Below are 24,760 nucleotides of genomic sequence, written 5' to 3'. Positions count from 1 at the left end.
AACCGAACAAGAAAGCTTTTTGTTAGTACTATATAAATTAAAAAAAGGAAATAAAAACATGGCTAAGGGGCAATCTTTACAAGACCCATTCCTGAACGCACTACGCCGTGAGCGCGTTCCTGTTTCTATCTACCTGGTCAACGGTATCAAGTTGCAGGGACAGGTGGAATCTTTTGACCAGTTCGTTATCTTGCTGAAAAACACGGTTAGCCAGATGGTATATAAGCATGCCATTTCAACTGTTGTGCCTTCTCGTCCATTTAATGTGAGCAATCATCAGGGCGGTGGTCAGCAGAACTACAACTCGCAGCATGATGATAGCAGCGAACAGTAATAAGTTAAGGAGTTCACTTCTTGTTTGATCGCTATGAGGCGGGAGAAACTGCAGTACTTGTTCATATCGACTTTTCCGATGAAGACAGTCGGGAAGACCTTGTTGAATTGCAACTCTTGGTCGAGTCGGCCGGGGCGCGTTCGGTAGGGGTGATAACAGGAAGCCGCCGGGCGCCTGACCGCAAGTTTTTCTTGGGGACAGGAAAGGCGGAAGAACTGGCAGCTTTGGTAGCTGCGACCGAGGCAAATGTGGTGATTTTCAACCACGCATTGAGTCCTGCACAGGAAAGAAATCTTGAAATTCTGTGCCAATGCCGGGTGTTGGATAGAACCACGCTTATCCTCGATATCTTTGCTCAGCGGGCCCGTACCCATGAGGGCAAGTTGCAGGTGGAGCTAGCGCAGTTGCGCCACATGTCGACTCGCCTGGTGCGGGGCTGGACTCACCTTGAACGCCAAAAGGGCGGGATAGGTTTGCGCGGCCCCGGGGAAACCCAGCTGGAAACTGACCGGCGATTGCTGCGGGGGCGGATTAAGTCCATCAATCGCCGTTTGGAGAAAGTGGACAAACAGCGGGAACAAAGCCGTCGTGCCAGGAAGCGAAGCGACCTGGCTACTGTGTCACTGGTTGGTTATACCAACGCAGGTAAGTCCACATTATTCAATGCGTTGACAACATCTGAGGTGTATGCCGCCGATCAGTTGTTTGCGACCCTGGATCCGACGCTGCGTAAGCTGGAGTTGGACAACGGCGCCGTCTTTTTAGCCGATACTGTGGGGTTTATTCGTCATTTGCCCCATGAACTGGTAGCGGCGTTTAAGGCGACATTACAGGAAACCCGCCAGGCCGATCTCCTGCTGCATGTGGTGGATTGCGCTGACGACAATATGAATGACAACTTTGAGCAGGTGCAAGAAGTACTCAAAGAGATTGAGGCCGATGACATTCCGCAGCTTCTGGTCTGCAATAAGATAGATCTGTTGGAAGAGATAGGCCCCAAAATAGATTTCGATCCTGAAGGCCGACCATACAGAGTATGGATCTCGGCGCAGCAAGGGTTGGGACTGGATCTTCTCAAGCAGGCGGTGGATCAGCTGACTGCTGCTACCATAGTTGAGCTTAGCTTGAGAATACCGGCAACAGCCGGGCATTATCTTGGCCAGTTTTATCGACTGGATGCGATACAGCAGAAAGAGTATGACGACCTGGGGAACTGTATCTTGTCTGTTCGTTTACCACAGCCGGACTGGCACCGGCTGGTTAAGCAGAGTCAAGGTGAGTTGGAAACCTTTATCCTCGAACCCGAGATTGATAAAGTAGTTTGTTAATAATCTCGTTTATTCATCCACTTATGGAGAGTTAAATGGCTTGGAACGAGCCCGGTAACAAGGGTAATGATCCTTGGGGAAACAAAGGTGGCAATGACAAAGGGCCACCAGATCTGGACGATGTATTTCGCAATTTGGCCAAACGCTTTGGCGGCAAGGGTAACGGTGGTTCAGGCTTCAGCATGGGGACTCTGGCCATAGTTGCAGGTATTGCCCTGGCGGTATGGGGTTTTTCCGGTTTCTACACTATCAAAGAAGCGGAGCAGGGCGTTGTGCTGCGTTTCGGTGAACATGTCGGCGAAGTTGGTCCTGGCCTACACTGGAAAGCCACCTTTATCGATACGGTTTTACCGGTAGATGTCGCATCGGTGCGCTCTATTCCGGCGTCCGGCAGCATGCTGACAGCCGATGAAAATATGGTCGTGGTCGAGCTTGATGTGCAGTACAAGGTGAAAGATGCCTACCAGTATCTGTTCAGTGCCGTTGATGCTAACTCGAGCCTGCGTGAAGCCACTGACAGTGCGCTGCGTTATGTCATAGGTCATTCAAAGATGAATGATATTTTGACAACCGGGCGTGCCAAGGTACGTGACGACACCCGCGCAGAGATTGAACGTATCATTGCACCTTACAATCTGGGATTGCAGATTGAAGACGTTAACTTCCTGCCGGCCAGACCGCCGGAAGAAGTAAAAGATGCCTTTGATGATGCGATTTCAGCACAGGAAGATGAGCACACCTATATCCGTCAGGCCGAAGCTTATCAGCTGGAAATCGAACCCAAGGCCCGTGGTCAGGTAGAACGTATCAGTCAGGATGCCCGCGCTTATAAAGAGCGTGTTGTTCAGGATGCAGAAGGTGCTGTAGCCAAGTTCAACAAGCTGCTGCCTGAGTATAAGCTGGCCCCTGAGGTGACTCGAGATCGTCTCTATATCGATGCAATGCAGCAGGTATTCAGCGATACCAACAAGGTGCTGATAGATGCCAAAAATAACGGCAACCTGATGTATCTGCCGCTGGATAAGCTGATGTCTCAGGACAACAAGCCTAAACCTAAAGCGGAGCAGGAACCCGAGCAGCATGTGGATTCCGTCAGCAGCCAAAGAAACACCAATAACAGCAGCTTCAACGGACGTATGACCCGCGAAGAGCGTATCCGTCAGGGGAGGGAGTAAACCATGAGCAGATTTGTACTCATTATTATTGCCCTGCTGGCGATTGTTGGTGTGTCTTCACTGATGGTAGTCAACGAAGGGGAGCGCGCCATAGTTTCCCGCTTTGGTGAAGTATTGAAAGACAATGTTGACGGTAAGATGGTGCCCCGAGTCTATGGCCCGGGTCTGAATGTCAAGATTCCGTTGATTGACAAAGTCCGTTATATGGATGCCCGTATCCAGACCCTGGATGGTGCAGCCGACCGCTTTGTGACCTCTGAGAAGAAAGACCTAATGGTCGACTCTTATGTCAAATGGCGTATCAAGGACTTTGAAAAATACTATCTGGCAACAGAAGGTGGCAACAAGTCCAAGGCAGAGTCGTTGCTGCAGCGCAAGATCAACAGTGACCTGCGTACCGAGTTCGGTAAACTGACCATCAAACAGATTGTTTCCGGTACCAGCGAAGGCAGCACAAACTTGGCCGAGAGCAGCAGCCGTGATGACTTGATGCGCATCACCCTGGAAAATGCCGCCAAGAGCGCTGAAGGTCTGGGTATTGAAGTGGTCGATGTCAGGGTTAAACAGATCAACCTGCCATCCAACGTCAGCCACAGTATTTTCCAACGGATGCGTGCCGAACGTCAGGCGGTAGCCAAGAAACACAGAGCTGAAGGTAAGGAAGCGGCCGAGAGAATTCGCGCCATGACCGACGCCAACGTGGTGGTGACTCTGGCTAATGCTCGTCGTGAAGCGGAGAACATTCGCGGTGAAGGTGATGCCATTGCCGCCAAGATATACGCCGATGCCTATACCAAGGATCCTGAGTTCTTCAGTTTCCTGCGTAGCCTGGAAGCCTATAAGGCCAGTTTTGCCGGTAAATCAGACATTATGGTGCTGGAGCCGGACAGCGAATTCTTCAAATACATGAAGCAAAAAGGCAAGTAACAGTGTTGCTCGAAAGACCCGGACTGGTTCCGGGTCTTTTTTTATCTTTTTCTTAGCTTGATGTGAAAGTCACAGAATTATTGGTATTAATGTGTAAAGCAAATATATATTGTTAATAATCAACTAGTTATAATTCAGCTTTAATTGAATTACTCTCGAGATGCTGGTGTTTAGCCGCCTAAATCCGCTGTTTTTTTAACCCGGACAGCTAAAAAACTGTAATCTCCTTAACCAACTTATGTCTTTTGACTATGATCTGCTTCTAATTTTTCGCTATAATGAGCCCCGCCTCAAAATTCGGCTTTTCCCTTTAGTGAGAACTAAGAGGCCTAAAGTCTTGAAAAACAAAAATTCCAACACCCTCTGGGAGATAAGTGGATGAGCAATGCGCCAGTCGATACCGGACGTCGCAGATTCCTGACAGCTGCAACCGCCGTAGTGGGCGGTGCTGGTGCCGTCGCTGTAGCGGTTCCCTTTATAAAGTCATGGAATCCGAGTGCCAAAGCGAAAGCTGCAGGTGCACCGGTAGAAGTAAATATCAGTAAGCTAGAGCCAGGTCAGCTGATCCGTGTGGAGTGGCGTGGCAAACCCGTATGGATTGTCCGCCGTACCGAGGAAGTTCTTAACGAGCTCCCAACCCACGATGACAGATTGCGGGATCCTGCTTCTGACGAACTACAGCAGCCTGATTACGCCCAAAATGGCGTACGTTCGATTAAGCCTGAGTACTTTATTGCCGTAGGTATTTGTACTCACCTGGGTTGTTCACCTACTTACCTGCCAGACTCTTTTGCAGAGCAGGTTGAAGGTGTGACTTCAGGTTTCTTCTGTCCATGTCACGGTTCCAAGTTCGATATGGCCGGTCGCGTCTTCCAGGGCGTACCTGCTCCGCTGAACCTGGTGATTCCTCCACATCAATATATTGATGATGGTAACGTGCTCATCGGCGTAGACCAGGGAGCTGCATAATGGTTAAGAATATAATTGACTGGATCGATGCGCGTATCCCTATGACGGCAACTTATAACCGCCATGTTGGTCAGTACGCTACCCCCAAGAATTTTAACTTCTGGTATTTCTTCGGCTCTCTGGCGCTGTTGGTTCTGGTAAACCAGCTGTTGACCGGTATCTGGCTGACCATGAACTATGTGCCTACCGCTGAAGGCGCATTTGCTTCTATCGAATACATCATGCGTGATGTCGAGTACGGCTGGTTGCTGCGTTACATGCACTCCACCGGGGCTTCGGCCTTCTTTGTGGTGGTTTACCTGCACATGTTCCGTGGCCTGCTCTACGGCTCTTACCAAAAGCCTCGTGAACTGCTGTGGCTGTTCGGTATGTTGATCTTCCTGGTACTGATGGCCGAAGCCTTTATGGGTTATCTGCTGCCATGGGGCCAGATGTCCTACTGGGGCGCTCAGGTAATTATCTCACTGTTCGGTGCTATTCCGGTTATCGGTGATGACTTGACCCTGTGGATCCGTGGTGACTATGTGATCTCAGGTGCAACCCTGAACCGCTTCTTCGCTCTGCACGTTATTGCGTTGCCTCTGGTACTTGTCGTACTGGTATTCCTGCACCTGATTGCTCTGCATGAAGTGGGTTCCAACAACCCTGACGGTATCGAAATCAAAAAGAATAAAGATGAAAATGGTTGGCCTGTCGATGGCATCCCATTCCATCCTTACTTCACTGTAAAAGATATCATGGGCGTTGCCGGCTTCCTGATTGTCTTCTGTTACGTACTGTTCTTTATGCCTGAAGGTGGTGGTTACTTCCTCGAGAAGCCTAACTTTGAAGCCGCTAACCCAATGAAGACGCCTGAGCATATTGCGCCTGTATGGTACTTCACTCCGTTCTACGCCATTTTGCGAGCCGTACCGGATAAGCTGGGTGGTGTGGTTATGATGGGTCTGGCGATTGCCGTACTCTTTGTGCTGCCATGGCTGGATCGCTGTAAGGTTAAGTCGGTTCGCTACCGTAGCATGATTCACAAGCTGAACATTGCTCAGTTTGCTGTGTCCTTTATCGTCCTGGGTTACCTGGGAGCGGTACCTGCGACACCAACGCTGACCATTGTTGCCCGAATCTTTACTTTCACTTACTTCGGTTTCTTCCTGCTGTTGTTCATCTACAGCAAGAGTGAAAAGACCAAGCCAGTACCAGAAAGGGTGACATTCAAATGAAAAAGTTATTGATTGCTTTGGTTGCCTTTGTGCCTGGTATGGTGTCTGCCGCCAGTGGTCACAATGTGCACCTGGAAGATGCCAATATTGATCTGACAGATAAAGAGTCGCTGCGCCGTGGTGTAGAGCTGTTTCAAGACAACTGTGCCGGTTGTCACAGCACTCAATATCAGCGCTATCAGCGTGTTGCTGAAGATCTGGATATCCCTGTCGACGAGATGCGCAAGCTGATCCACACAGATGCCAAGATCGGCGAACTGATGGAAAACTCGATTGAAACCAAAGATGCGGCCAAGTGGTTCGGTGCCGCACCACCGGATCTGACTCTGGTAGCCCGTGTCCGTGGTGAAGATTGGGTATATTCCTATCTTAAAGGGTTCTACAAAGACCCAAGTCGTCCTTTCGGCGTGAACAACACAGTGTTCCCGTCAGTCGGTATGCCGCATGTGCTGGAAGGCCTGCAAGGTATGCCGGTTAAGCAGGAAGATGGCAGCATCACCGTCAGCGGTGGCAGCCTGTCTGCGGAAGAGTACGATCAGGTTGTTCGCGACCTTACCGGTTTTCTGGTTTACTCGGCTGAGCCGGTTAAACTGGAACGCGAAAACCTGGGTAAGTGGGTACTCGGCTTTCTGTTTATATTCTTCGTGATCGCATACCTGCTCAAGAAAGAATATTGGAAGGATGTACACTAACCCTTAGAAAGGGGTAGAATATATTATCCGCATAATGTAAACGGGGGGCATTGCCCCTCGTTTACATTTGTTTTTTTCAATTCCGGAGGGTATCAATGGCTGTTGCTGCCAATAAACGCTCTATCATGACCCTGTTCTCAGGTGCCGATGATCTCTATAGCCATCAGGTTCGCATCGTATTGGCTGAAAAAGGGGTAACTGTTGATGTGTTGCAGGTAGATCCCAATGATATGCCAGAGGATCTGCTGGAACTCAACCCTTACAACTCAGTGCCAACTCTGGTCGACCGTGAACTGGTGTTATACGAAAGCCGTATTATCATGGAGTATCTGGACGAGCGCTTCCCGCACCCGCCGCTGATGCCCGTTTACCCGGTTTCCCGTGGTCAAAGCCGTCTGATGATGCATCGCATCGATACAGACTGGTATTGCCTGGTTGATCGTATTCGTAAGGGTGACCGCGCCGATGCGGCCCGTAAAGAGTTGCAGGAAAGTCTGCTGTCTATCGCGCCTGTGTTTGCCGAAATGCCTTACTTCATGAGTGAAGAGTTCGGTTTGGCCGATTGTTATCTTGGCCCCTTGTTGTGGCGCCTGCCAGTGCTGGGTATCGAACTGGATAACCGCACAGGTAAAGACATCAAAGCCTATATGAACCGTATTTTCGAGCGTGAGTCATTTAAGGCCTCTCTGACCGAAGCCGAGCGCGAAATGCGCATGGGTATCTGATGAAAGATTTGACCCCAAGTCGTCCATATTTGCTTAGAGCTTACTATGAGTGGCTGATGGATAATCAGCTGACTCCACATCTGGTAGTGGATGCCACTATGCCGGATACTCAGGTACCGCTGCAGTATGTTAAGGATGGTCAAATTGTACTGAATGTCGCCGGCAGTGCTGTCGGTGGCCTGAAGCTCGGTAACGAGTTTGTTGAGTTCAATGCCCGTTTCGGTGGTGTACCACAGCAGGTGCTGCTGCCTATGGCTGCTATTGTTGCCATCTATGCTCGTGAAAACGGTGCCGGTACAGTATTCGATATGGAAGATGCCTATCTGCTTGAAGAGGGTGAGGAATCACTGCTGAATGTGGTTGAAGAGGTTGAACAGCCACGGACTGAAGCCGAAACTGAACCTACAGCAGACAAGCCCAAGCGGCGTGGCCACCTGACTTTGGTTAAATAAAACCGGGTCAACGCTTCAGCTTAAGCATTGCAAAAAGCCAGTCACAATGACTGGCTTTTTCTTTTCAACGGCTGCAATACTGCATCTACCAGCTCCACTCGGTTACGACCATTTATCTTGGCCTGATACAGAGCCTTGTCTGCCTGTTTGAGCGCCTCGCTGGCGCTAACTCCCGGAGTAAGAGTCGCCAGGCCTGCAGAAGCTGTCAGTTGTAGGTAATGGCTTTGATATTCCAGGCCTTGTTGTCTGAGAGACTCAAGGAGTTGCTCGCCTCTTTGCTGTAGGGCCTGAGTCCCGGCTTCATCCAGCCTCAGCAGCAAGGCAAACTCTTCCCCGCCTATTCTGGCCAGTCGCTCCTGAGGCTTGAGCGCTTGCTTGAGTAGCTTGCTGACATGGATAAGGGCGACATCGCCGGCATCATGGCCAAAGTTATCGTTTATCTTTTTGAAGAAATCCAGATCCAACAGGGAAAGCGCCCAGTGTCCCGGCTGCTCTCTTTGCAGTGCGACTTGGCGCATGAATGCGCGGCGGTTGAGCAATCCGGTTAAGGTGTCTGTGTCGGCCTGATGTTGCAGTACCAGCTCGGCGCGCTCGGCATACATTTCGCTGATCAGCAGTATGGCGCAGGAGCTGATAATACAGGAGCAGATCACCAAGGCTTGTAAAACAGCTAGGGTATGTGTAGAAAGCAGGGCGATATCCGGGTGGGATGGCCAGCCATGCAGCTCAAAGAAGCTGAACAACCCCAGATTGGCTAACATCAGGATCAGGATAGAACGCCATTCACGGATCTCAAACAGTACAACCAACATGATGGCAAACAGCAGGTAATAGCTGTGGATCTTGATACTGGTACCTTGGGCTGTCATTAAAGCTGTGGCGGCATCGGCCATCAACAGCAACATTAAACACCATCTGGCGGCAAAGAACTTGCCTTTGTAGTTGAGCAGTAACACCAGAGGCAGCAGGGCAACAAAGGGCAGCTGATTCAAGCCGGAAAGGAGAAAACCCTGATTGCCGCTGATATAAAAGCCGAAAGTAAATAATAATATAGTCGCTATGGAAACCAGTACGCCCAAGTTGACTTGAATGACTTTGCGCTCCCGGGTTTTGACAGCACATCTATCACACCCTAGCATCAGTAAAAAATTCAGTAACCTGGTCATATTGAGCATAGGCAAAGCACTTTGAGAAGCCACTCGAAATATCAGCTTAATTCAAACCTCGTTGTTGAACCAGTCTTGGCTGACTTTCGGCATGATCCCTGTGCGTCAGTATGGTAGCATCTCTCGCCTGCACAACCTTTACCGTGCAATTGCGGGCAAAGATAAGGTGAGACCACAATGCTGCTGATGATCGACAACTATGATTCCTTTACCTTTAATCTGGTGCAGTATTTTCAGCAGTTGGGGCAGCAGCCTGTTATCAAGCGTAACGATGAGATTGCGCTTGATGAGATCCGCGAGTTGGCGCCGGATTATCTGGTGATATCTCCCGGGCCTTGTAGCCCGGATCAGGCGGGGATCTCGCTGGCCGCCATCGAACATTTTGCCGGTAAGTTGCCTATCCTGGGCGTCTGTCTTGGGCATCAATCGCTGGCTCAGGTGTTTGGTGCCAAGGTGGTTCGGGCCAAGCGGGTGATGCATGGCAAGACATCGGCCATCAGTCACAATGACCGTGGGCTGTTTCAAGGCCTGGCCAATCCTTTGACCGTGACCCGCTACCACTCGCTGCTGATTGAATCTGTGCCTGAAGGCTTCAGTCTGGATGCCTGGTATGATGACCCGGTACACGGGCGGGAAATCATGGCCATCAGCCATGCCGAGAAACGCCTCTACGGCGTGCAGTTTCATCCCGAATCCATTCTGACCCAGCAGGGGCTTGAACTGCTCAATAATTTTCTGCGTCTGGCTTAAGGAGCAGTGAGCCAGTCCCGGATTCGTACCAAGGTTCCATCCTTAACAAGCCTTTACAAGTTTTCAGCTTTTGCAGAACAACATCTTTTGGCAAATATGGTATAACAGGCCGCAATCGCTTGTTTTCTGTCATATGTCGCTTCCCGGCGGCCAAGATAACTATAAAAAGGAAGGATGATGAAAAGCCTGATGCGTCATGCCGGTCTGAGTGTTTTGACTCTGGCCGTTCTCAGCGGCTGCGCCGCCACCGAGCCGCAACTCACCACCCAAGAGATCACCAAAGCCAGCCAAACAGTACCCTTGGCAGCGCCTCCTGTGGCCGACAAGCCGTTAACTCTGAATCAAATTATGGCGGATCCCGATTGGATGGGACTTGCCCCCAAAGGTGCCTACTGGAGCGATGACAGCCGCGCTGTGCTGTTCGCCCGCCAGCAGAGTGCATCTGTGCTGCGTAGTTACTATCGTCAGGGAGTGGCAGACAAACAGGCGCAGGAGCTGGCGCTGTCTGAGCTGCATACCGTCTCGCAACGAGACGGCGTTCTGAGCCCGGATAAGCGCCGTAAGGCTTATATCTATCAGGGCAATCTGTTTGTAAAGGAGTTGGGCAGTGGTGAAATCACTCAGTTGACCCGGCAAAATACCAAGGTTGAAGGATTGCGCTTTTTAGCGAATGGCGATCTTGCCTATTGGCAGGCGGGGCAGGTATTCAGATTGCATGCAGGCTCTGGCCTTGTGGAACAGCTCGCGGATATCAAGATGGCCAAAGAGCCGGCACAGACCCAAGAGCCGGAAACTTATCTCGCCAAAGAGCAACATAAACTGATCCGCTATGTGGCCAAGCAGCAGGAAAACGCCAAGTCTCGGGAGACATATCAGCAGCAGTTACAGAATGAAGACCCGACCCTGACGGCCAAGCCTTGGTATCTGGGTGAGAGTGAGCAACTGGTGGAACTGAGCCTGTCGCCGGATGGCCGCTATCTGCTGCTGGCTTTGCAGGACAAGAGTTATAACTGGCGTGGCGAGCATGACATCATGCCCAACTATCTAGGCAAAGATGGCTATGTCGATCCTGTGCCGGTGCGAGCCAGAGTGGCTGAAGACAAGGCGCCAGGGCAGCGCTTGGTACTGCTGGACTTGCAGCAGCAGAGTCAGAAAGAGATAACTATCGAAGGCTTGCTCGGTTACAACCAGGATGTGTTGGCCGGCGTCAAGGCTGAAAACGCCAAGGCGAAAGGCGAGCGCTACGAAAGTGAAAAAGCCCCGCGCAAGATCCAACTGATGCAGGATTGGGGCTGGAGTCAGAGCGCCATTCAATGGCAAGAATCAGGCAAGCGCTTGGCCGTAATGCTGGAAGCCGTGGACAACAAAGACCGTTGGCTGGCCAGTGTCGATCTGGCCAAGGGCAAGCTAGTCACTGAGCACAGGCTGCATGACGATGCCTGGGTCAACTATGACTACAATCAGTATGGTTGGTTACCCGGCAGCGAGACCCTTTACTACCTGTCGGAAGAGAGCGGTTATTCGCAGCTGTATCTCAAGCCGCTCGGTGGCAAGGCGCGGGCTTTGACCTCGGGTAAGTTCGTGGTCAGTGACATCACCCTGAGCCCGGATAATCGTTATATCTACTACAAGGCCAACAAAGAACACCCCGGCAAGTACAATGTTTATCGGGTTGAGATAAGTAGCGGCAAGGATGAACAACTGACCCAGTGGAACGGGGTGCTCGACTACAGCCTGAGCCCGGATGGCCGTTCGCTGCTATTGACCGCCTCCAACCTGACCCGGCCGGATGAGCTCTATATTCAAGTCATAGGCGGTGAGCTGACTCAACTGACCCATTACACCAGCGACAGCTTCAAGAGTTATCCTTGGCAGGCGCCTGAGGTGGTTGCCGTGCCTTCCAGCCATGGCGCCGGTGAAGTCTATGCCAGGGTGTATCTGCCGGCAGGTTTCGACAAGGATCGCGCCGAGTCATATCCGGCGGTGATCTTCAATCATGGCGCCGGTTATCTGCAGAATGCCCATTATGGTTTTTCCGGTTATTTCCGTGAATTCATGTTCCATAACCTGCTGGCACAGCAGGGATATGTGGTGATGGACATGGATTATCGCGGCTCCAAAGGCTATGGCCGCGACTGGCGCACCGCCATCTACCGCAATATGGGGCATCCGGAAGTGGAAGACTTGGCCGATGGCGTCAAGTGGATGAGCCAGCATGCCAACGTTGATGCCAAGCGGGTGGGCACCTATGGCGGTTCTTACGGCGGCTTTTTGACCTTTATGGCACTGTTTACCCAACCCGAGTTGTTCCAGGCCGGCGCCGCGCTGCGGCCAGTGACCGACTGGGCTCACTATAATGCGCCTTATACCTCGAACATACTCAACACCCCGGATGTGGACCACATCGCCTATGAACGCAGTTCGCCCATCTATCATGCCGAGGGCTTGCAAAAGCCGCTGCTGATCATGAGCGGGGTAATGGACGACAACGTCTTCTTCCAGGACAGTGTCCGCCTGGTGCAGCGACTGATAGAGCTGGAAAAGCCGATGTTTGAGACGGCTATCTACCCGGTTGAACCCCATGGCTTCAGACAGCCATCGAGCTGGCTGGACGAGTATCGCCGCATCTATAAGTTGTTTGAACAAGAGTTGAAATAGTCACTTTACAGGCCTCATTCGAGGCCTGTTTCTTTTTGCTATCAAGATATTGCTGATAAAGCCGCTACATATATAACAATAAAGGGACTAACATAAAAAATGGAGCCCGGGTACGGGTGTGGCAGGAAGGTAATAATTTGGCCTTGTCGGTAGCGGGGGGCGTAAAACCCGGAAGTGTAATAGAGATAGAGCAGCGCCTGTATCAGCAGTTGATACTGGGCAAGCAACGCATTGATAGCGGTGGCGATGAGCTTGAACCTGAGCTGGCGGCGGTGGCCTTCAAGCTTGAGGTTGAACGCGAGGCGACTCTGGAGCGGCTCGCGAGGCAGCAACAGGCCAAGGCGCTTTATCAAAGAGTGTCGGTTCAGTTGAACTATACCCTGGCGGCTGAACTCGGCAACCGTCTTGCCTCCATCGAAGAGGTGACACGCTTATCTGGCATAACAGATAAACAGATCTTACTGCTGGAGTTATTGCAGCATCCAAGGCTTGATCTGGCACGCCTTCGCCCGGTCGTTGCCGAGCAGAGCTGGTTGGTGAGGGACTTGAGCTCTCTGGTCAACAGCCCCTCATTCAGGGCTCGCAGGCCGCAGAATCTGGATGTGCAATTGACAGACCTCAAGCTGGTGCTCAGCTATATAGGCGTTGAGCACCTGCGGGTATTGATCCCTTACTACACCTGTCGTCATTGGCTGCCCACAGGTCATGCCAGTTTGCTTTGGACTGTGCGCAAGCTATGGCGTTTCTCGCAGGTGCAGGGCATTGCCGCCAGAACCCTGGCCAGGTTGCATGACTTGGATGCTCCAATGCTGTACGCGGTTTCCCTGATGCAACAACTGGGGATCTCAGTGCTGCTCTCCATGAGCGCCAAGCTGTTTGAGCAGTTGCGCGGCTCCTGGCTCAGGGAGGCGAGTCGAGACAGGGATAAGGCGCTCTACGATGCCATCGCCCTGTGTGATTTTCCCGCCGCTTTGGTCTATTCCCTGGTCAAGCAGCATGCGCTGTCACTCAATTGGCAACTGCCGACCCAGCTTGGGTTTGCGGATGCGGCCATGGTGACTCTGCTCAAGGAGCGAGACACTGCTCTGGGGTTCAGTCAGTTGTCACCCAATGCGGCAGTGCTGGCTAAAGCCGATTGTTTTGCCAAGTGTTTTTTACTGGAAGAGATGCGGCAACTGGAATTCAGGGACAGACAGATCATGATGGCGTATCATGAGCTCACTGAACAGGAACTCATTCGTCTCAAAGGCCAGAATTACCGCAAACCCGAGCTGCTTTAAGCTGTTGCGGAGCCTGTAGGCCTTCCATGGAGGAGCTATGCCCAGTTGGCAAGCCTCGGTATTGAACCGGTTGTTAACTTATGTGGCGCGGCCGTCGGTCAGTCGCGGCAGTGCCAAAGTACCACTCAGTGCTATTCGCCAGCGCTTATTGGAGATGGATCGTCGCTGGTTGGGCTGGCCGCAGGAGCTTAAGGTCGAGCACTGGCCACTGAGCCACTCGCCGCTCATCCATTACCAGCTGCCGCAGCCAAGAGATGTCAGCCTCTTCTATATTCGCGGCGGTGGTTTCTGTTTCAAGACTCCCCATGCCCATGCCCGTTTCCTGGCCGATATCATGCAGCGCAGTTTGGCAGATTGCTATGTACCTGATTATCGTCTGGCACCTGAGCATCCATTTCCGGCAGCTTGTGATGATGTGCTGGAAGCTTATCGGATGACGCTTGAGCATTGTGACCCGACTCAATTGGTGCTGATGGGCGACTCGGCTGGAGGCAATCTGGCCTTGAGTCTGTTGTTGCAGCTGAAACAACTTGAGTTACCGTTGCCGAGAGCCTGCGTGTTGCTGTCTCCGGCGCTGGATCTCGGCATCACAGGCGACACCGAGCGCATTCTGGCAGCCGACGACCCTCTGTTCACCATTGAATCGCTACTTAGACTCAGAGGCGCATATCTCGCCGGTAGTAACCCCATGTCTGAGCGGGTCTCGCCGCTTTATGGTTGTTTTAACGATCTGCCGCCCATCTTGCTGCTGGCCGGTACTCGTGAGCTGCTGCTACAGGATGCCGAGCGCCTGCAACAGGCGGTATTACGCGACGGCGGTCGCATAGAAGCCGGTTTCTACCTCAATATGCCCCATGTCTTTCCATTATTTGAACTCTTGCCTGAGGCCATGGAAGCCAGGGGCCAAATCGCTGCTTTTATACGCAATAATCTACTGTTATGATTATCGTTAACTATTCAAAATGTATGAATAGTTAACGAATTCGGTGTCAGTTGAGATTTTTTGTGACTATTTATGCCGTTAAACGGCAGATATTTGCCTGCTTAATTCTCAAACTCAGATCTTTATGCACTTATAGGCCAAGGCATTGCTCCTGCATATTGATCAAACTGGTATTTTGATCACAATTTCGCTAATAATGACACCTAAGCAACACAAGTAAGTGCAGTTTTACTCACAAATAATAAAGATTAACTGCTTAAAACGGTGGCCGACAGAGCCGCCGACAACACAAAGGATGAGAAGGAATGAGTGTAAACATGAATTTGACACGTGCCCAGTTTGATGAAGTCATGGTGCCTAATTATGCACCGTCACCCGTTATCCCGGTTCGTGGCGATGGCAGTCGTGTTTGGGATCAGGAAGGCAAAGAGTATGTCGACTTTGCCGGTGGTATTGCAGTTAACTGTTTGGGCCACTGTCATCCAGCCGCCGTTGAGGCGCTTAAGGCGCAGGGCGAAAAACTCTGGCACTTGTCCAATGTGATGACCAATGAGCCGGCACTGGCATTGGCGACCAAACTGGTTAACGCCACTTTTGCCGACAAGGTCTATTTCGCCAACTCAGGTGCCGAAGCCAATGAAGCGGCCCTGAAACTGGCCCGCCGCTATGCTCTGGACAATTTCGGCGCCGAAAAAGATCAGATTATCGCCTTCGACAAGGCATTCCACGGCAGAACTTTCTTTACCGTCAGTGTCGGTGGTCAGGCCGCCTACTCAGATGGTTTTGGCCCCAAGCCGCAGGGGATCACACACCTGCCATTCAACGATGTTGCCGCATTGGAAGCCGAGGTGTCGGACAAGACCTGTGCCATCATGCTGGAACCGCTGCAGGGTGAGGGCGGTATCATAAACGCCACTCCAGAGTTCCTGGCCAAGGTGCGTGAACTGGCCGACAAGTACAATGCGTTGGTGGTGTTCGATGAAGTGCAAACCGGCGTTGGCCGTACCGGCGAGCTGTATGCCTACATGGGTACAGATATAGTGCCGGACATTCTCACCACGGCCAAGGCCCTGGGCGGCGGTTTCCCCATCGCGGCCATGTTGACCACGGACAAGATTGCCGCTCATCTTAAAGTGGGCACTCATGGTTCCACCTATGGTGGTAACCCTCTGGCCTGTGCCGTCAGCAACGCGGTATTTGATCTGGTCAATACCCCCGAAGTGTTGCAGGGCGTTAAACGCCGTGAGCAACTGCTGCGTGATGGCCTGGAAAAAATCAATGCCAAGTACCAGGTGTTTTCCGAGGTGCGCGGCAAAGGACTGTTGCTCGGCGCCGTGTTGAATGAGCAGTATCAGGGACGCAGCCGTGAGTTTCTGTTGGCCTCGGTCGACAATGGCCTGATGACACTGATGGCCGGTGCCAATGTGGTTCGTTTTACTCCTTCTTTGATCATCCCTGAAAGTGATATTGCCGAGGGTCTGGCACGCTTTGAAAAAGCGGTCGCCAAGGTGGTTGCCGCCTGATCCCCGTGGGCCTTGGCCCACTTAGCGCAATAAACTCACAGCTGCTGTTCTGACGGGCAGGCCCGACGGAGCAGCAACTGTGGATGAGTGGAGATTTAACCATGTTAATCATACGGCCTATCCGAGCCTCAGATTTCCCGGCGCTGCGCTGTATCGCCGAGGAATCGGGCCATGGATTCACCTCGCTGCCGGTCAATGATGAACTGCTGACCCGCAAAATCGCCCGTTCGGAAACCTCTTTCGCCAAGGCGGTGGAAACGCCTTTTGATGAAGGTTACCTCATGGTGCTGGAAGACACAGAGACCCAAGAGGTTGTGGGCACCTGTGGTCTGGAAGCCGCGGTGGGAATGGAAGATGCCTTCTACCATTACCGTCTGGGTACAGAGGTTTATCATTCGTCGCAGATAGAAGTACGTAACGAGGTTGAAACCCTCAGCCTGTGTCATGATTACACAGGTGCCGCCGAGCTCTGCACCCTGTTTCTGAGAGATTCCTACCGCAAGGGCAACAATGGCCGCATGCTGTCACGCAGCCGCTTTCTGTTTTTGGCCCAGCATGCCAATCGATTCGGTGAAACTGTTATCGCCGAGATGCGTGGGGTCAGCGATGAGAACGGTAATTCCCCTTTCTACGGCTGGCTGCAGCAAAACTTCCTCGGCATAGATTTTATTCAGGCCGATTACCTCTCAGGTCTGGGACAGAAGGCTTTTATGGCCGAGATGATGCCCCGCAGCCCTGTCTATGTTTGCCTGTTGCCCGAAGCGGCGCAGAAGGTTATCGGTGAAGTGCACACCAATACACGCCCGGCCTTGAGCCTGTTACAGGCGGAAGGTTTCCGCTGGCGCAACTATGTGGATATTTTTGATGGTGGCCCCACGGTTGAATGCAACCTGGCGGATATTCGCTCCGTGCGCGAGAGTCGCTTACTGACGGTGCGTATCGGTGATATGCCTCAATCAAAGGACAGCTTTATTCTCTCCAACACCCATTTGGCAGACTACCGTGCCGGTTCGGCCAAGCTGGCGCTGACAGACGACAGTGAAGAAGTGATCCTGTCGAGCGAGTTGGCCGCCGCACTCTTGGTGGCAGACGGGCAATCGGTCAGGGTATTGGCAATATAGGAACAGCATAATGACACAATTTATCAAGGGCCAATGGCTCGCTGGCGAAGGCCAGGCAATGAGTTCAAGCAACCCGGCCAACGGTGAAACCCTGTGGCAGGGTAATGCCGCTACTCCGGCTCAAGTAGAAGCTGCCGTTGCAGCCGCCAGAGAGGCACAGTTTGACTGGTTTATGCTCGGTTTTGACGGCCGCCTGCAGGTGATAGAGGCTTATCGCGATCAGCTGGAAGCCCATAAGGCGGAAATCGCCGACACCATAGCGCAGGAAACCGGTAAGCCATTGTGGGAAACGGCCACCGAGGCGGGTGCCATGATAGGCAAAATCGGTCTGTCGGTTGCGGCTTATCACAAGCGTACCGGCGAAACTGAAAATGAACTGCCTGCCGGGCGGGCCGTGCTGAGACATAAGCCCCACGGCGTGGTGGCGGTCTTTGGGCCTTATAACTTCCCAGGCCATCTGCCTAACGGCCATATAGTACCGGCTTTGCTGGCGGGCAACACCGTGGTATTCAAGCCATCGGAACTGACGCCAAAAGTGGCAGAGCTGATGCTCAAGCTGTGGGAGAAAGCCGGTCTGCCAGCCGGGGTTATCAACCTGGTGCAGGGCGAAGTGGAAACCGGCAAGGCGCTGGCTTCACATCCTCAGCTTGATGGTCTGTTCTTTACCGGCAGCTCCCGCACCGGCCACTTGCTGCATCAGCAGTACGCCGGTCATCCGGGCAAGATCCTTGCCCTGGAAATGGGTGGTAACAATCCGCTCATCGTTAAAGGGATCAGTGATATCAAGGCGGCCGTGCACGAAATTATTCAATCTGCCTATATCTCCAGTGGCCAGCGTTGTACCTGTGCCCGCCGTCTCTACATAGAGAAAGGTGAGCAGGGCGATGCTTTGGTTACTGCCCTGGTTGCAGCGGTCAAAGCGATAGCTGTCGGCCCCTGGAATGCCGAACCACAGCCCTTTATGGGCTCGATGATCTCTGAAGCAGCCGCCAAGGGCATGGTCGCGGCGCAGCGTAATCTGCAGAATCTCGGCGGGGTTTCGCTGGTGGAACTGACCCATATTGAGAGCGGTACCGGCCTGGTGTCACCTGGGCTGATTGATGTTACCGAGGTGATTGAACTGCCCGATGAAGAGTATTTTGGGCCCTTGCTGCAACTGGTGCGCTATAGCAGCTTTGATCAGGCGATTTCGCTGGCCAATGATACCCGTTATGGCCTTTCTGCCGGGCTGCTGGCTGATAGCCGTGAAGACTATGACTATTTCCTGGCACGGATTCGTGCCGGCATAGTGAACTGGAATAAGCAGATCACCGGAGCCTCTGGTGCGGCGCCATTCGGCGGCGTCGGGGCATCGGGTAACCACAGAGCCAGCGCCTTCTATGCGGCCGACTATTGTGCTTACCCCGTGGCTTCCATGGAGGCCGATGGTTTGAGTTTGCCACAGGCATTGAGTCCGGGACTTAGCCTCTGACAGTGAAGGGAAGCGCAGTGGCGCTTCCCTTTTTTGAACATACCATTTGCCTTTGGGCAAACTGCATTACACAGGGAATAACCATGCATACAGATATCAATGCGCTGTTCAATGCCATGTGGCAGGACTATATCAAGATGACGCCTTCGGCGGCCAAAGTGCATCAGCTGTTGGGTCAAGGCAAGGCGATTATTAACGACCATATCGCCTTGCGTACATTTAATCTGCCCAAGGTGGGCTTGGATGTGCTGGCGGCCCATTTCGAAGCGCTGGGCTATGTGGCTTGCGGAGATTATCGCTTTGAGCAGAAAAAGCTGGTGGCGAAGCACTTTGAGCATCCGGATCCGACTCAGCCCAAGGTCTTCATTTCCGAGCTGCTGGTGGAAGAGTTTAGCCCAGAGCTGCAACAACGGGTTACCGACTTGGTTGAGCAGATCCCAACCCAGGCTTTGACCGCAGATAACTTTACTTATTCAGGCAGGCATTGGCAGCTTGATTATGGCACCTACCAAGCCCTGCTTGCCGAGAGTGAGTATGCTGCCTGGGTTGCCGCCTTTGGTTATCGTGCCAATCACTTTACCGTGTCTGTGAACCATCTGGCCGAGTTCAGCACCCTGGCCGCTGTCAATACCGCGCTCAAGGAAGCTGGTTTTATCCTCAACAGTGTGGGCGGTGAGATCAAAGGCTCAGCTGAAGTCTTGTTGGAACAGTCGTCCACCATGGCCGACAGAATCCCCGTCGCCTTTGATGACAAGACGGTAGAGATCCCCAGTTGTTTCTATGAATTTGCCCTGCGTTACCCTAAAGCCGATGGTGAACTCTATACCGGCTTTGTTGCGGCCTCGGCAGATAAGATTTTTGAGAGCACTAACGTCAAAGCATAGCATTGCTTAAATTCTTATAAATGGCCTCCTTAATTAGGGAGGCTTTTTTTTATAAACAAAACGACATGCTTAATATTTTGATGTCTCAATGTTTTTATTGTGTTTTAAATATGTTTTTTCATTGGTGTTTTGCATGCTTTATTAATTTGTTTTTATGATGTTTTTTATGACGTACACCCAGTTTTTAATCTATTTAGACTAGTCATTAAGTATTGGTGTTGATTGTAAGGTTTTTCATGCCTATGCTTGTTTACATACGTAACAATGCGTATTAAGTGCATTAGTATCAATATCGAGACGCTATTCCACTTGGAACAGCGAAAAAACCATGAACGAGAGAACAAAGTCGAATAATAAATTACTGAGCTTGGTCAAGTTGGCCATGCCTTTGCTATTGTTTTTGGCTTTTTCTAATGCAGCGATATCTAATGAGTTTGAAGAAGTTAATACACTGATATCTATTGCCAAACAGAACACATCACAGGTAAATCAGCTGGCAATCTATTCTCTTTCCTTGCCTTGTATTATGGCTGTTAAACTGGCAGATAACGCCGTCTTGGCCGAAGTGTTTAAAGCCATAGCAGTCAGTTGGTTTATTTTGTTCTTCTGCGGGCCCCGTATTCCCAACCTGGGTGTCCCGCAACTTTCCTTTGGTTGGATGCCCTATTGGGCGCAATTACTTCTCGAATGGGTAAAACCTATTCGTGGCAGTACCTCTTAGACTGGAATTAGCTCCAGATTAATTCGTTTTAAATAAATTAAGGCTTTTAAATATGAGATCCGGTATCTATCACCGCGATCTGGCCTTGTCACGCATAATAAAAAGTAAAAAAGCAAAGACGATCTTCCCTTTGCTGGGCTTACTATTGCTTGCGGGACAAGCTCAGGCGGTTAATGAGTTTGAACTCAAACAGGAAGAATTCGGCGAATGGACTGCCTATTTCAATGCGTCTTATACCCGCAATGCCTACAGTGAATCGGCTTTCGATGCTTACCGGGCTTATAGCCTGGATGCCAGGGTCGATTACAACAGTGATTGGGGCAGTGTACTGCTGACCTTTGGCGGTGAAAAAGAGACGCTGCACGGTAAGGAGTCGAGCTTTTTTGACCCCTTGTTCGAGTATCGAACGCCACTCTATTCCCTGACCGACACTCTGTCGCTTAAGGGCAGTGTCGGTGTTTATCTGCCGGCGGCGCATTACACCAAGCTGGATAGACTGGAGTATGCCCCCAGAGTGGCGGCTTATCTCTTCTATCGTCCTGAGGGCAACTTCAGCTTCTACCTGTCTCCCAGATACAGGTACAACGCCTACAAGTACAAGACCGCCGGTGAGCGGGTGCTGATTGAACATCAGGTCGATCTGGTGGCCGATGCCTATTGGCAATTTGCCAGTCATTGGTACCTGGATATCAGCGGCCGCTATCGGATGTCGAAGAACTACCGTGGTCGTCGTATGGATGACCAATTCACCTTTGCCCAGGAACTGGGATGGATGCCTGCCGATAGTTGGACACTGGCCATTGGCCATAACAACAGCGGCCGTTTCTACCACCCGGAACTGGGGCCTTCCGAAGGATTTGAGCTGTATAACAAGCGCAGCTCTACCTTCTATTTCTCAGTAACAAAATACTTATAAACTCAATTTATTCAGAGGATTAAATGAAGAAGTCAAGTCTGAGTCTGGCGATTGCAGCCAGCCTGGCACTCGCAGGATGTGGGGCAGGAGAAGAACCATACAAGGAGTTGCCCAAAGATGAGAAACAGATTAGCAGCGACTCGATAGAGAAGGCCGGTGAGCGCCAATATCTCTATATCCGCAGTGTCGGCAAGGCGCCGCGGTATGCCGCTGCCATCCGCGGCTTTAGCCAAGGTGATCCCAAGTTAGTGACCCTGCACAAGACAGAGAATGGCATTCAGGTTCGTCAGTTGGATCGGGACGCCATAGGTCTTGGTCATGACAGCCGCTACCAGGAGGGCATCAACCAGGCGCCAGTGCTGACCATCCCCGGTGAATACATAGACTTCAGATGTACCGAAGACAAGTGGCGAGAATGTATCAACGTCGAGCAGGTCAATACCGATGCCAACCTGACCTGGCAGGACAAGCGCTTTTTTGTGCCTGACTTTGCCGACACCAAGATAGCTGAGCTGGGGATCAACGATATCTTTATGTTTGGTGAGTGTGTCACCGAAACTGAATCTCCAAAACTGGTCAATGCCGGAACCTACAAAGGCTATGAAATGGATCTGGACAAGGGGGTGATCAACTTCGAGATTGAACACACCTACCAGGCATCGGGCCAGTGTTTCAATCAGTTCTACGGTGGCAATCTGGATAACCTGTCGTTCACCACTACGGAATTTATCTCCATAGTGGCGCTGGATCAGCTGGCCAGTGAAGATTATCAAGCCATTCCTTACAGCGAGCATGAGAAGGGCACTTTTGGTTTCTTCAACTCCAGTCACAGCTATCGGGACAGAACCGACTCAGAGGGGGTGGATGGCTATGTTCGAACCTACCTGAACCGCTTCAACCCGGCCAAGGGAGAGTTGGTGTACTACTTGTCCAACAACTTCTATGAAGCCAAGAACAAGCCTTTCCTGGATGCGGCTATCGAGTCTGTGACCGCGATGAATATCGCCAACAGTCGGTATCATACCGGCTTGCCACAGATTAAGCTGGAGCAGGCGGGCGATAAACGCCATGGCGATCTGCGTTATAACCATATCACTCTGTTTGATGAACCTCTGGATAACGGTCTGGCCGGTTACGGTCCATCAGCAGCCAACCCACTGACAGGGGAGATTGTCAGCGCCAGGGTTAACCAATACAGCTCCAACCTCAAGCAAGGCGCGGTGCGTTACTATCGGCAACTGATGCTGGATTATAACCGTGGCAAGCTGGATGCGGCTTCGGTCGAAGCGCTCACCGGCGTGCCTTATCAGCAAGCCGTGGTTAAGCCTGCAGCTTTAGCAACATTGGAAACTGCGCCTGCCGCGCTGGACAAGCCTGCCGATGTGATGGTAGCCGCCACTCCGGCTGCTCTGCCACTCAAACCCGCTGAGCAACAGTTCAACGCCTTGGCCGACTTCGATGAAGCCAGCCGTGACTATTGGTCCGAGCATACTTTGATGCATATCGACACTGTGTTTGCCGCAGGCGGTCAGCAAAGAATGTTGCCGACCGGTGTTAAGGACCACAAGATTGATTGGCAGAATGCCGAATTGTGGGCCAATGGTGAAGTTGGCGGTAAGCTGCAGGCATTCGAGAAGCTGAGCCTGGATCTGCAAGATAGCCTGAGCACTGCGCTGGCCGCCCAAGCCTTTGCCGGTACTCTGACCCATGAACTGGGCCATAACTTCGGCCTGAGACACAACTTCGCCGGTAGCCGCGATGGTGACAACACCTTTAGCCAACAGGAAATGGAAACACTGAACCAGGCTTTTGCCGGTGCCGGTTATTCGGATCTGAAAGTGAACGCCGAATTTTCCAGCCAGATGGACTATAACGTTAACCGCTTTGCGACCACTTTTGAGCCCTATGACCTGGCGGCGCTGCGTTTCGGTTATGCCCGTGAAGTTGAAGCCGAAAATGGTGATTTTGTTTCCCTCAAAGAGGAAGATGCCAAGCGTCGTGAGGAGCTGCAAAAGGGCGTGCTCCAGGGCGAGACTCGTTTCGGTGCGCTCTATAACATTGCCCGCGACCACAAGCTGCGCAGCTATGCCTTCTGTACCGACGAGCATGTGTCGCTCAACAGTAACTGTAACCGCAGTGATGCCGGTCAGAACCTGGATGACATTGCCCAGTTCTATATCGACAGATATCAGGACAGCTATGAAACCAGTAACCTGAGACATAACCGTCAGTCCCTTTATGAAGATCACAGCCTGGGTTACACCATTGCCCGCAAGCGCCAGTTTGATGAGATCCGCCAGTTTATCGAAGATGTCAGCTTCCTCGAGGGGATCTTTGACTTGCCGGAAAACTTCTTCGCCAACGACTGCCAGGTGAAAGAAGCAGCTGGCCAGGATACCTGGTATTGTGCCAACCAAAGGGCGATGAACAAGGCGGCCGACCTGTTTCTGCGCCTTGCCGGTGAAAATGATGCTGTGGTAGATGTCACCTTCCGCACTGCAGATGGCCAGGCAGCGCTGAGACAGCAGTACAACTTTGCCAAGTTGCTGGAGCAATATCGTTTCAAGAGCGCCGACATGACCATGAGGTTTGCTCCGGGTGAAGTGATCAGCCGGTTTGCCGACTCTCCAGAAGCGCTGAAGGAACTGATCATCAACTATGGTATCAAGGAAGAGTTCCGGGATATGCTGAGCGCCGATGTTACCTTCGCCGGTCGTTTGCTGAACGGGGTCAAGGCGCCTGAAGGCTCGCCCAACCATCCTTATGTCAACGAGCGAGATGTGCTTGGGGTATGGCCGGACAAACTGTTGGCAGTGCGTGCCTTGGTGAGCCGCACGACTCCGAGATCGACTTCCAGCCGCGGTCACAAGGCGCTGGTGGATCTGCCACAAACCGGCAAGCTGTTCGAAGAGATGCTTTGCCGCATGGCGCTGGGTAATGGCCCGGATCTGGTCAGCAATGGCAAGCCTTTGTTTGCCGATGCCTGTAACAGCAGCCCTGAGCTGGAAACGTATCTGCCTTACTACAGCGATTTTGCCAGCCAGAGCATAGAGCCTCTGCCCAATTATGACCGCACAGTATCACGCTTCTTTGGTTTTGATACAGTCAATGGTCAACCCAAAGGCAAGAGCAACCTGCTGCAGATGATGCTGAGACAAGTGGTGTTGGCCTCGGTCGACAGCGACTATCAGGGTGAGCAAAAGGCCAGGGTATGGCGTGAATATGTCGGTATTCATCAGGCTGCCCCTGGGCTGGATATGCAGGCCCAAGTGTCCCTGAACGGTAAAATCTATGCCGCCACCGCCGAGAACAAGTTGGCGCTGGCGCTGATTGCCCGCATCAAGGAAGTGCAGCAGTTTATCGCCTCGGCTTCTCCTGAACTGTTGGCGCAGCAGCTCAAGGGCGGCACTGTGGGTGAGATACTCAATGGTCAACTGAGCCGTGATCGTTTGGCTCTGAGCTACCTGCCTGTGCTTGATTGAGCCAAGGTCTGACAGCTTGATAGCAA

Annotated in this window: 21 protein-coding genes; 20 read left to right on the top strand and 1 reads right to left on the bottom strand. The window is 51.9% G+C overall.

Features of this window, described 5'->3' with window-relative positions:
• The first annotated feature begins 58 nt into the window (after positions 1-58).
• From hfq to SIL79_RS03275, 9 genes are all read left to right on the top strand, one after another.
• The gene (gene hfq / locus SIL79_RS03315) at positions 59-334 is read left to right on the top strand and encodes an RNA chaperone Hfq (protein ID WP_039035513.1); all 276 of its coding nucleotides are present in this window, start codon (positions 59-61) and stop codon (positions 332-334) included.
• A 20-nt stretch (positions 335-354) separates the two neighbouring features.
• Complete coding sequence (gene hflX, locus SIL79_RS03310) at positions 355-1,662, top strand: ribosome rescue GTPase HflX (protein WP_039035514.1); 1,308 nt, start codon at positions 355-357, stop codon at positions 1,660-1,662.
• 35 nt (positions 1,663-1,697) lie between these two features.
• Positions 1,698-2,837, top strand: a complete 1,140-nt coding sequence (gene hflK, locus SIL79_RS03305) for an FtsH protease activity modulator HflK (protein WP_039035515.1) — start codon at positions 1,698-1,700, stop codon at positions 2,835-2,837.
• Between the two features lie 3 nt (positions 2,838-2,840).
• Positions 2,841-3,764, top strand: coding sequence for a protease modulator HflC (gene hflC, locus SIL79_RS03300; RefSeq protein WP_039035516.1), 924 nt, complete (start codon positions 2,841-2,843; stop codon positions 3,762-3,764).
• A gap of 378 nt (positions 3,765-4,142) precedes the next feature.
• Positions 4,143-4,733: a ubiquinol-cytochrome c reductase iron-sulfur subunit gene (gene petA, locus SIL79_RS03295; protein ID WP_039035517.1), complete on the top strand. Its 591-nt coding sequence runs from the start codon at positions 4,143-4,145 to the stop codon at positions 4,731-4,733.
• Positions 4,733-5,950 (top strand): cytochrome b, encoded by a 1,218-nt coding sequence (locus SIL79_RS03290; RefSeq protein WP_025011323.1) that lies wholly within the window; start codon positions 4,733-4,735, stop codon positions 5,948-5,950. The genes petA and SIL79_RS03290 overlap by 1 nt, the downstream gene beginning before the upstream one ends.
• Positions 5,947-6,642, top strand: coding sequence for a cytochrome c1 (locus SIL79_RS03285; RefSeq protein ID WP_039035518.1), 696 nt, complete (start codon positions 5,947-5,949; stop codon positions 6,640-6,642). Before SIL79_RS03290 ends, SIL79_RS03285 begins: the two co-directional genes overlap by 4 nt.
• A 95-nt stretch (positions 6,643-6,737) precedes the next feature.
• Entirely contained in the window at positions 6,738-7,367 is a 630-nt protein-coding gene (gene sspA, locus SIL79_RS03280; protein ID WP_039035519.1) for a stringent starvation protein SspA, read from the top strand.
• Positions 7,367-7,819: a ClpXP protease specificity-enhancing factor gene (locus tag SIL79_RS03275; protein ID WP_071476522.1), complete on the top strand. Its 453-nt coding sequence runs from the start codon at positions 7,367-7,369 to the stop codon at positions 7,817-7,819. The genes sspA and SIL79_RS03275 overlap by 1 nt, the downstream gene beginning before the upstream one ends.
• A 41-nt stretch (positions 7,820-7,860) precedes the next feature.
• Here the strand turns inward: SIL79_RS03275 and SIL79_RS03270 are convergent, their stop codons facing one another.
• On the bottom strand, positions 7,861-8,994 hold the full coding sequence (locus tag SIL79_RS03270) for a GGDEF domain-containing protein (RefSeq protein WP_052248239.1): 1,134 nt from the start codon (positions 8,992-8,994) through the stop codon (positions 7,861-7,863).
• Positions 8,995-9,162: 168 nt separating this feature from the next.
• Between SIL79_RS03270 and SIL79_RS03265 the strand changes: the two genes are divergently transcribed.
• The 11 genes from SIL79_RS03265 to SIL79_RS03215 all read left to right on the top strand — a co-directional run bounded on the left by SIL79_RS03265 (position 9,163) and on the right by SIL79_RS03215 (position 24,734).
• Positions 9,163-9,735: an aminodeoxychorismate/anthranilate synthase component II gene (locus tag SIL79_RS03265; protein WP_144361029.1), complete on the top strand. Its 573-nt coding sequence runs from the start codon at positions 9,163-9,165 to the stop codon at positions 9,733-9,735.
• Positions 9,736-9,912: 177 nt separating this feature from the next.
• Positions 9,913-12,393, top strand: a complete 2,481-nt coding sequence (locus tag SIL79_RS03260) for a S9 family peptidase (protein WP_319619957.1) — start codon at positions 9,913-9,915, stop codon at positions 12,391-12,393.
• A gap of 137 nt (positions 12,394-12,530) precedes the next feature.
• Positions 12,531-13,673 carry an HDOD domain-containing protein gene (locus tag SIL79_RS03255; RefSeq protein WP_319619956.1) on the top strand — a complete coding sequence of 381 codons (1,143 nt, stop codon included), beginning with the start codon at positions 12,531-12,533 and terminating at the stop codon, positions 13,671-13,673.
• A gap of 37 nt (positions 13,674-13,710) precedes the next feature.
• Complete coding sequence (locus tag SIL79_RS03250) at positions 13,711-14,616, top strand: alpha/beta hydrolase (RefSeq protein ID WP_039035523.1); 906 nt, start codon at positions 13,711-13,713, stop codon at positions 14,614-14,616.
• A gap of 305 nt (positions 14,617-14,921) precedes the next feature.
• Positions 14,922-16,139 (top strand): aspartate aminotransferase family protein, encoded by a 1,218-nt coding sequence (locus SIL79_RS03245; protein WP_319618968.1) that lies wholly within the window; start codon positions 14,922-14,924, stop codon positions 16,137-16,139.
• A 101-nt stretch (positions 16,140-16,240) separates the two neighbouring features.
• A complete protein-coding gene (gene astA, locus SIL79_RS03240) occupies positions 16,241-17,260 on the top strand; it encodes an arginine N-succinyltransferase (RefSeq protein WP_039035546.1) in 1,020 nt (339 codons plus the stop codon).
• A gap of 10 nt (positions 17,261-17,270) precedes the next feature.
• Positions 17,271-18,731 (top strand): succinylglutamate-semialdehyde dehydrogenase, encoded by a 1,461-nt coding sequence (gene astD, locus SIL79_RS03235; protein ID WP_039035525.1) that lies wholly within the window; start codon positions 17,271-17,273, stop codon positions 18,729-18,731.
• A gap of 83 nt (positions 18,732-18,814) precedes the next feature.
• A complete protein-coding gene (locus tag SIL79_RS03230; protein WP_071476526.1) occupies positions 18,815-19,615 on the top strand; it encodes a DUF1338 domain-containing protein in 801 nt (266 codons plus the stop codon).
• 328 nt (positions 19,616-19,943) lie between these two features.
• Positions 19,944-20,336: a hypothetical protein gene (locus SIL79_RS03225; RefSeq protein WP_101095568.1), complete on the top strand. Its 393-nt coding sequence runs from the start codon at positions 19,944-19,946 to the stop codon at positions 20,334-20,336.
• A 52-nt stretch (positions 20,337-20,388) separates the two neighbouring features.
• The gene (locus tag SIL79_RS03220; RefSeq protein WP_052248240.1) at positions 20,389-21,252 is read left to right on the top strand and encodes a hypothetical protein; all 864 of its coding nucleotides are present in this window, start codon (positions 20,389-20,391) and stop codon (positions 21,250-21,252) included.
• Between the two features lie 23 nt (positions 21,253-21,275).
• Positions 21,276-24,734: a zinc-dependent metalloprotease gene (locus SIL79_RS03215; RefSeq protein WP_144361025.1), complete on the top strand. Its 3,459-nt coding sequence runs from the start codon at positions 21,276-21,278 to the stop codon at positions 24,732-24,734.
• Positions 24,735-24,760: the final 26 nt, after the last annotated feature.

Origin of the sequence: Shewanella indica (assembly GCF_033842865.1) — a bacterium.
GTDB lineage: Bacteria > Pseudomonadota > Gammaproteobacteria > Enterobacterales > Shewanellaceae > Shewanella > Shewanella indica.
This window is presented reverse-complemented; position numbering and strand designations above follow the sequence as displayed.

Excerpts from the sequence above, each read along its gene's own strand:
- SIL79_RS03250 (WP_039035523.1), top strand. The coding sequence starts at position 13,711 with ATGCCCAGTTGGCAAGCCTCGGTATTGAACCGGTTGTTAACTTATGTG.
- sspA (WP_039035519.1), top strand. The coding sequence starts at position 6,738 with ATGGCTGTTGCTGCCAATAAACGCTCTATCATGACCCTGTTCTCAGGT.
- hflK (WP_039035515.1), top strand. The coding sequence starts at position 1,698 with ATGGCTTGGAACGAGCCCGGTAACAAGGGTAATGATCCTTGGGGAAAC.
- SIL79_RS03260 (WP_319619957.1), top strand. The coding sequence starts at position 9,913 with ATGAAAAGCCTGATGCGTCATGCCGGTCTGAGTGTTTTGACTCTGGCC.
- SIL79_RS03290 (WP_025011323.1), top strand. The coding sequence starts at position 4,733 with ATGGTTAAGAATATAATTGACTGGATCGATGCGCGTATCCCTATGACG.
- SIL79_RS03220 (WP_052248240.1), top strand. The coding sequence starts at position 20,389 with ATGAGATCCGGTATCTATCACCGCGATCTGGCCTTGTCACGCATAATA.
- astA (WP_039035546.1), top strand. The coding sequence starts at position 16,241 with ATGTTAATCATACGGCCTATCCGAGCCTCAGATTTCCCGGCGCTGCGC.
- SIL79_RS03275 (WP_071476522.1), top strand. The coding sequence starts at position 7,367 with ATGAAAGATTTGACCCCAAGTCGTCCATATTTGCTTAGAGCTTACTAT.
- SIL79_RS03230 (WP_071476526.1), top strand. The coding sequence starts at position 18,815 with ATGCATACAGATATCAATGCGCTGTTCAATGCCATGTGGCAGGACTAT.
- petA (WP_039035517.1), top strand. The coding sequence starts at position 4,143 with ATGAGCAATGCGCCAGTCGATACCGGACGTCGCAGATTCCTGACAGCT.
- hfq (WP_039035513.1), top strand. The coding sequence starts at position 59 with ATGGCTAAGGGGCAATCTTTACAAGACCCATTCCTGAACGCACTACGC.
- astD (WP_039035525.1), top strand. The coding sequence starts at position 17,271 with ATGACACAATTTATCAAGGGCCAATGGCTCGCTGGCGAAGGCCAGGCA.
- SIL79_RS03225 (WP_101095568.1), top strand. The coding sequence starts at position 19,944 with ATGAACGAGAGAACAAAGTCGAATAATAAATTACTGAGCTTGGTCAAG.
- SIL79_RS03245 (WP_319618968.1), top strand. The coding sequence starts at position 14,922 with ATGAGTGTAAACATGAATTTGACACGTGCCCAGTTTGATGAAGTCATG.
- SIL79_RS03215 (WP_144361025.1), top strand. The coding sequence starts at position 21,276 with ATGAAGAAGTCAAGTCTGAGTCTGGCGATTGCAGCCAGCCTGGCACTC.
- SIL79_RS03285 (WP_039035518.1), top strand. The coding sequence starts at position 5,947 with ATGAAAAAGTTATTGATTGCTTTGGTTGCCTTTGTGCCTGGTATGGTG.
- SIL79_RS03270 (WP_052248239.1), bottom strand. The coding sequence starts at position 8,994 with ATGCTCAATATGACCAGGTTACTGAATTTTTTACTGATGCTAGGGTGT.
- hflC (WP_039035516.1), top strand. The coding sequence starts at position 2,841 with ATGAGCAGATTTGTACTCATTATTATTGCCCTGCTGGCGATTGTTGGT.
- SIL79_RS03265 (WP_144361029.1), top strand. The coding sequence starts at position 9,163 with ATGCTGCTGATGATCGACAACTATGATTCCTTTACCTTTAATCTGGTG.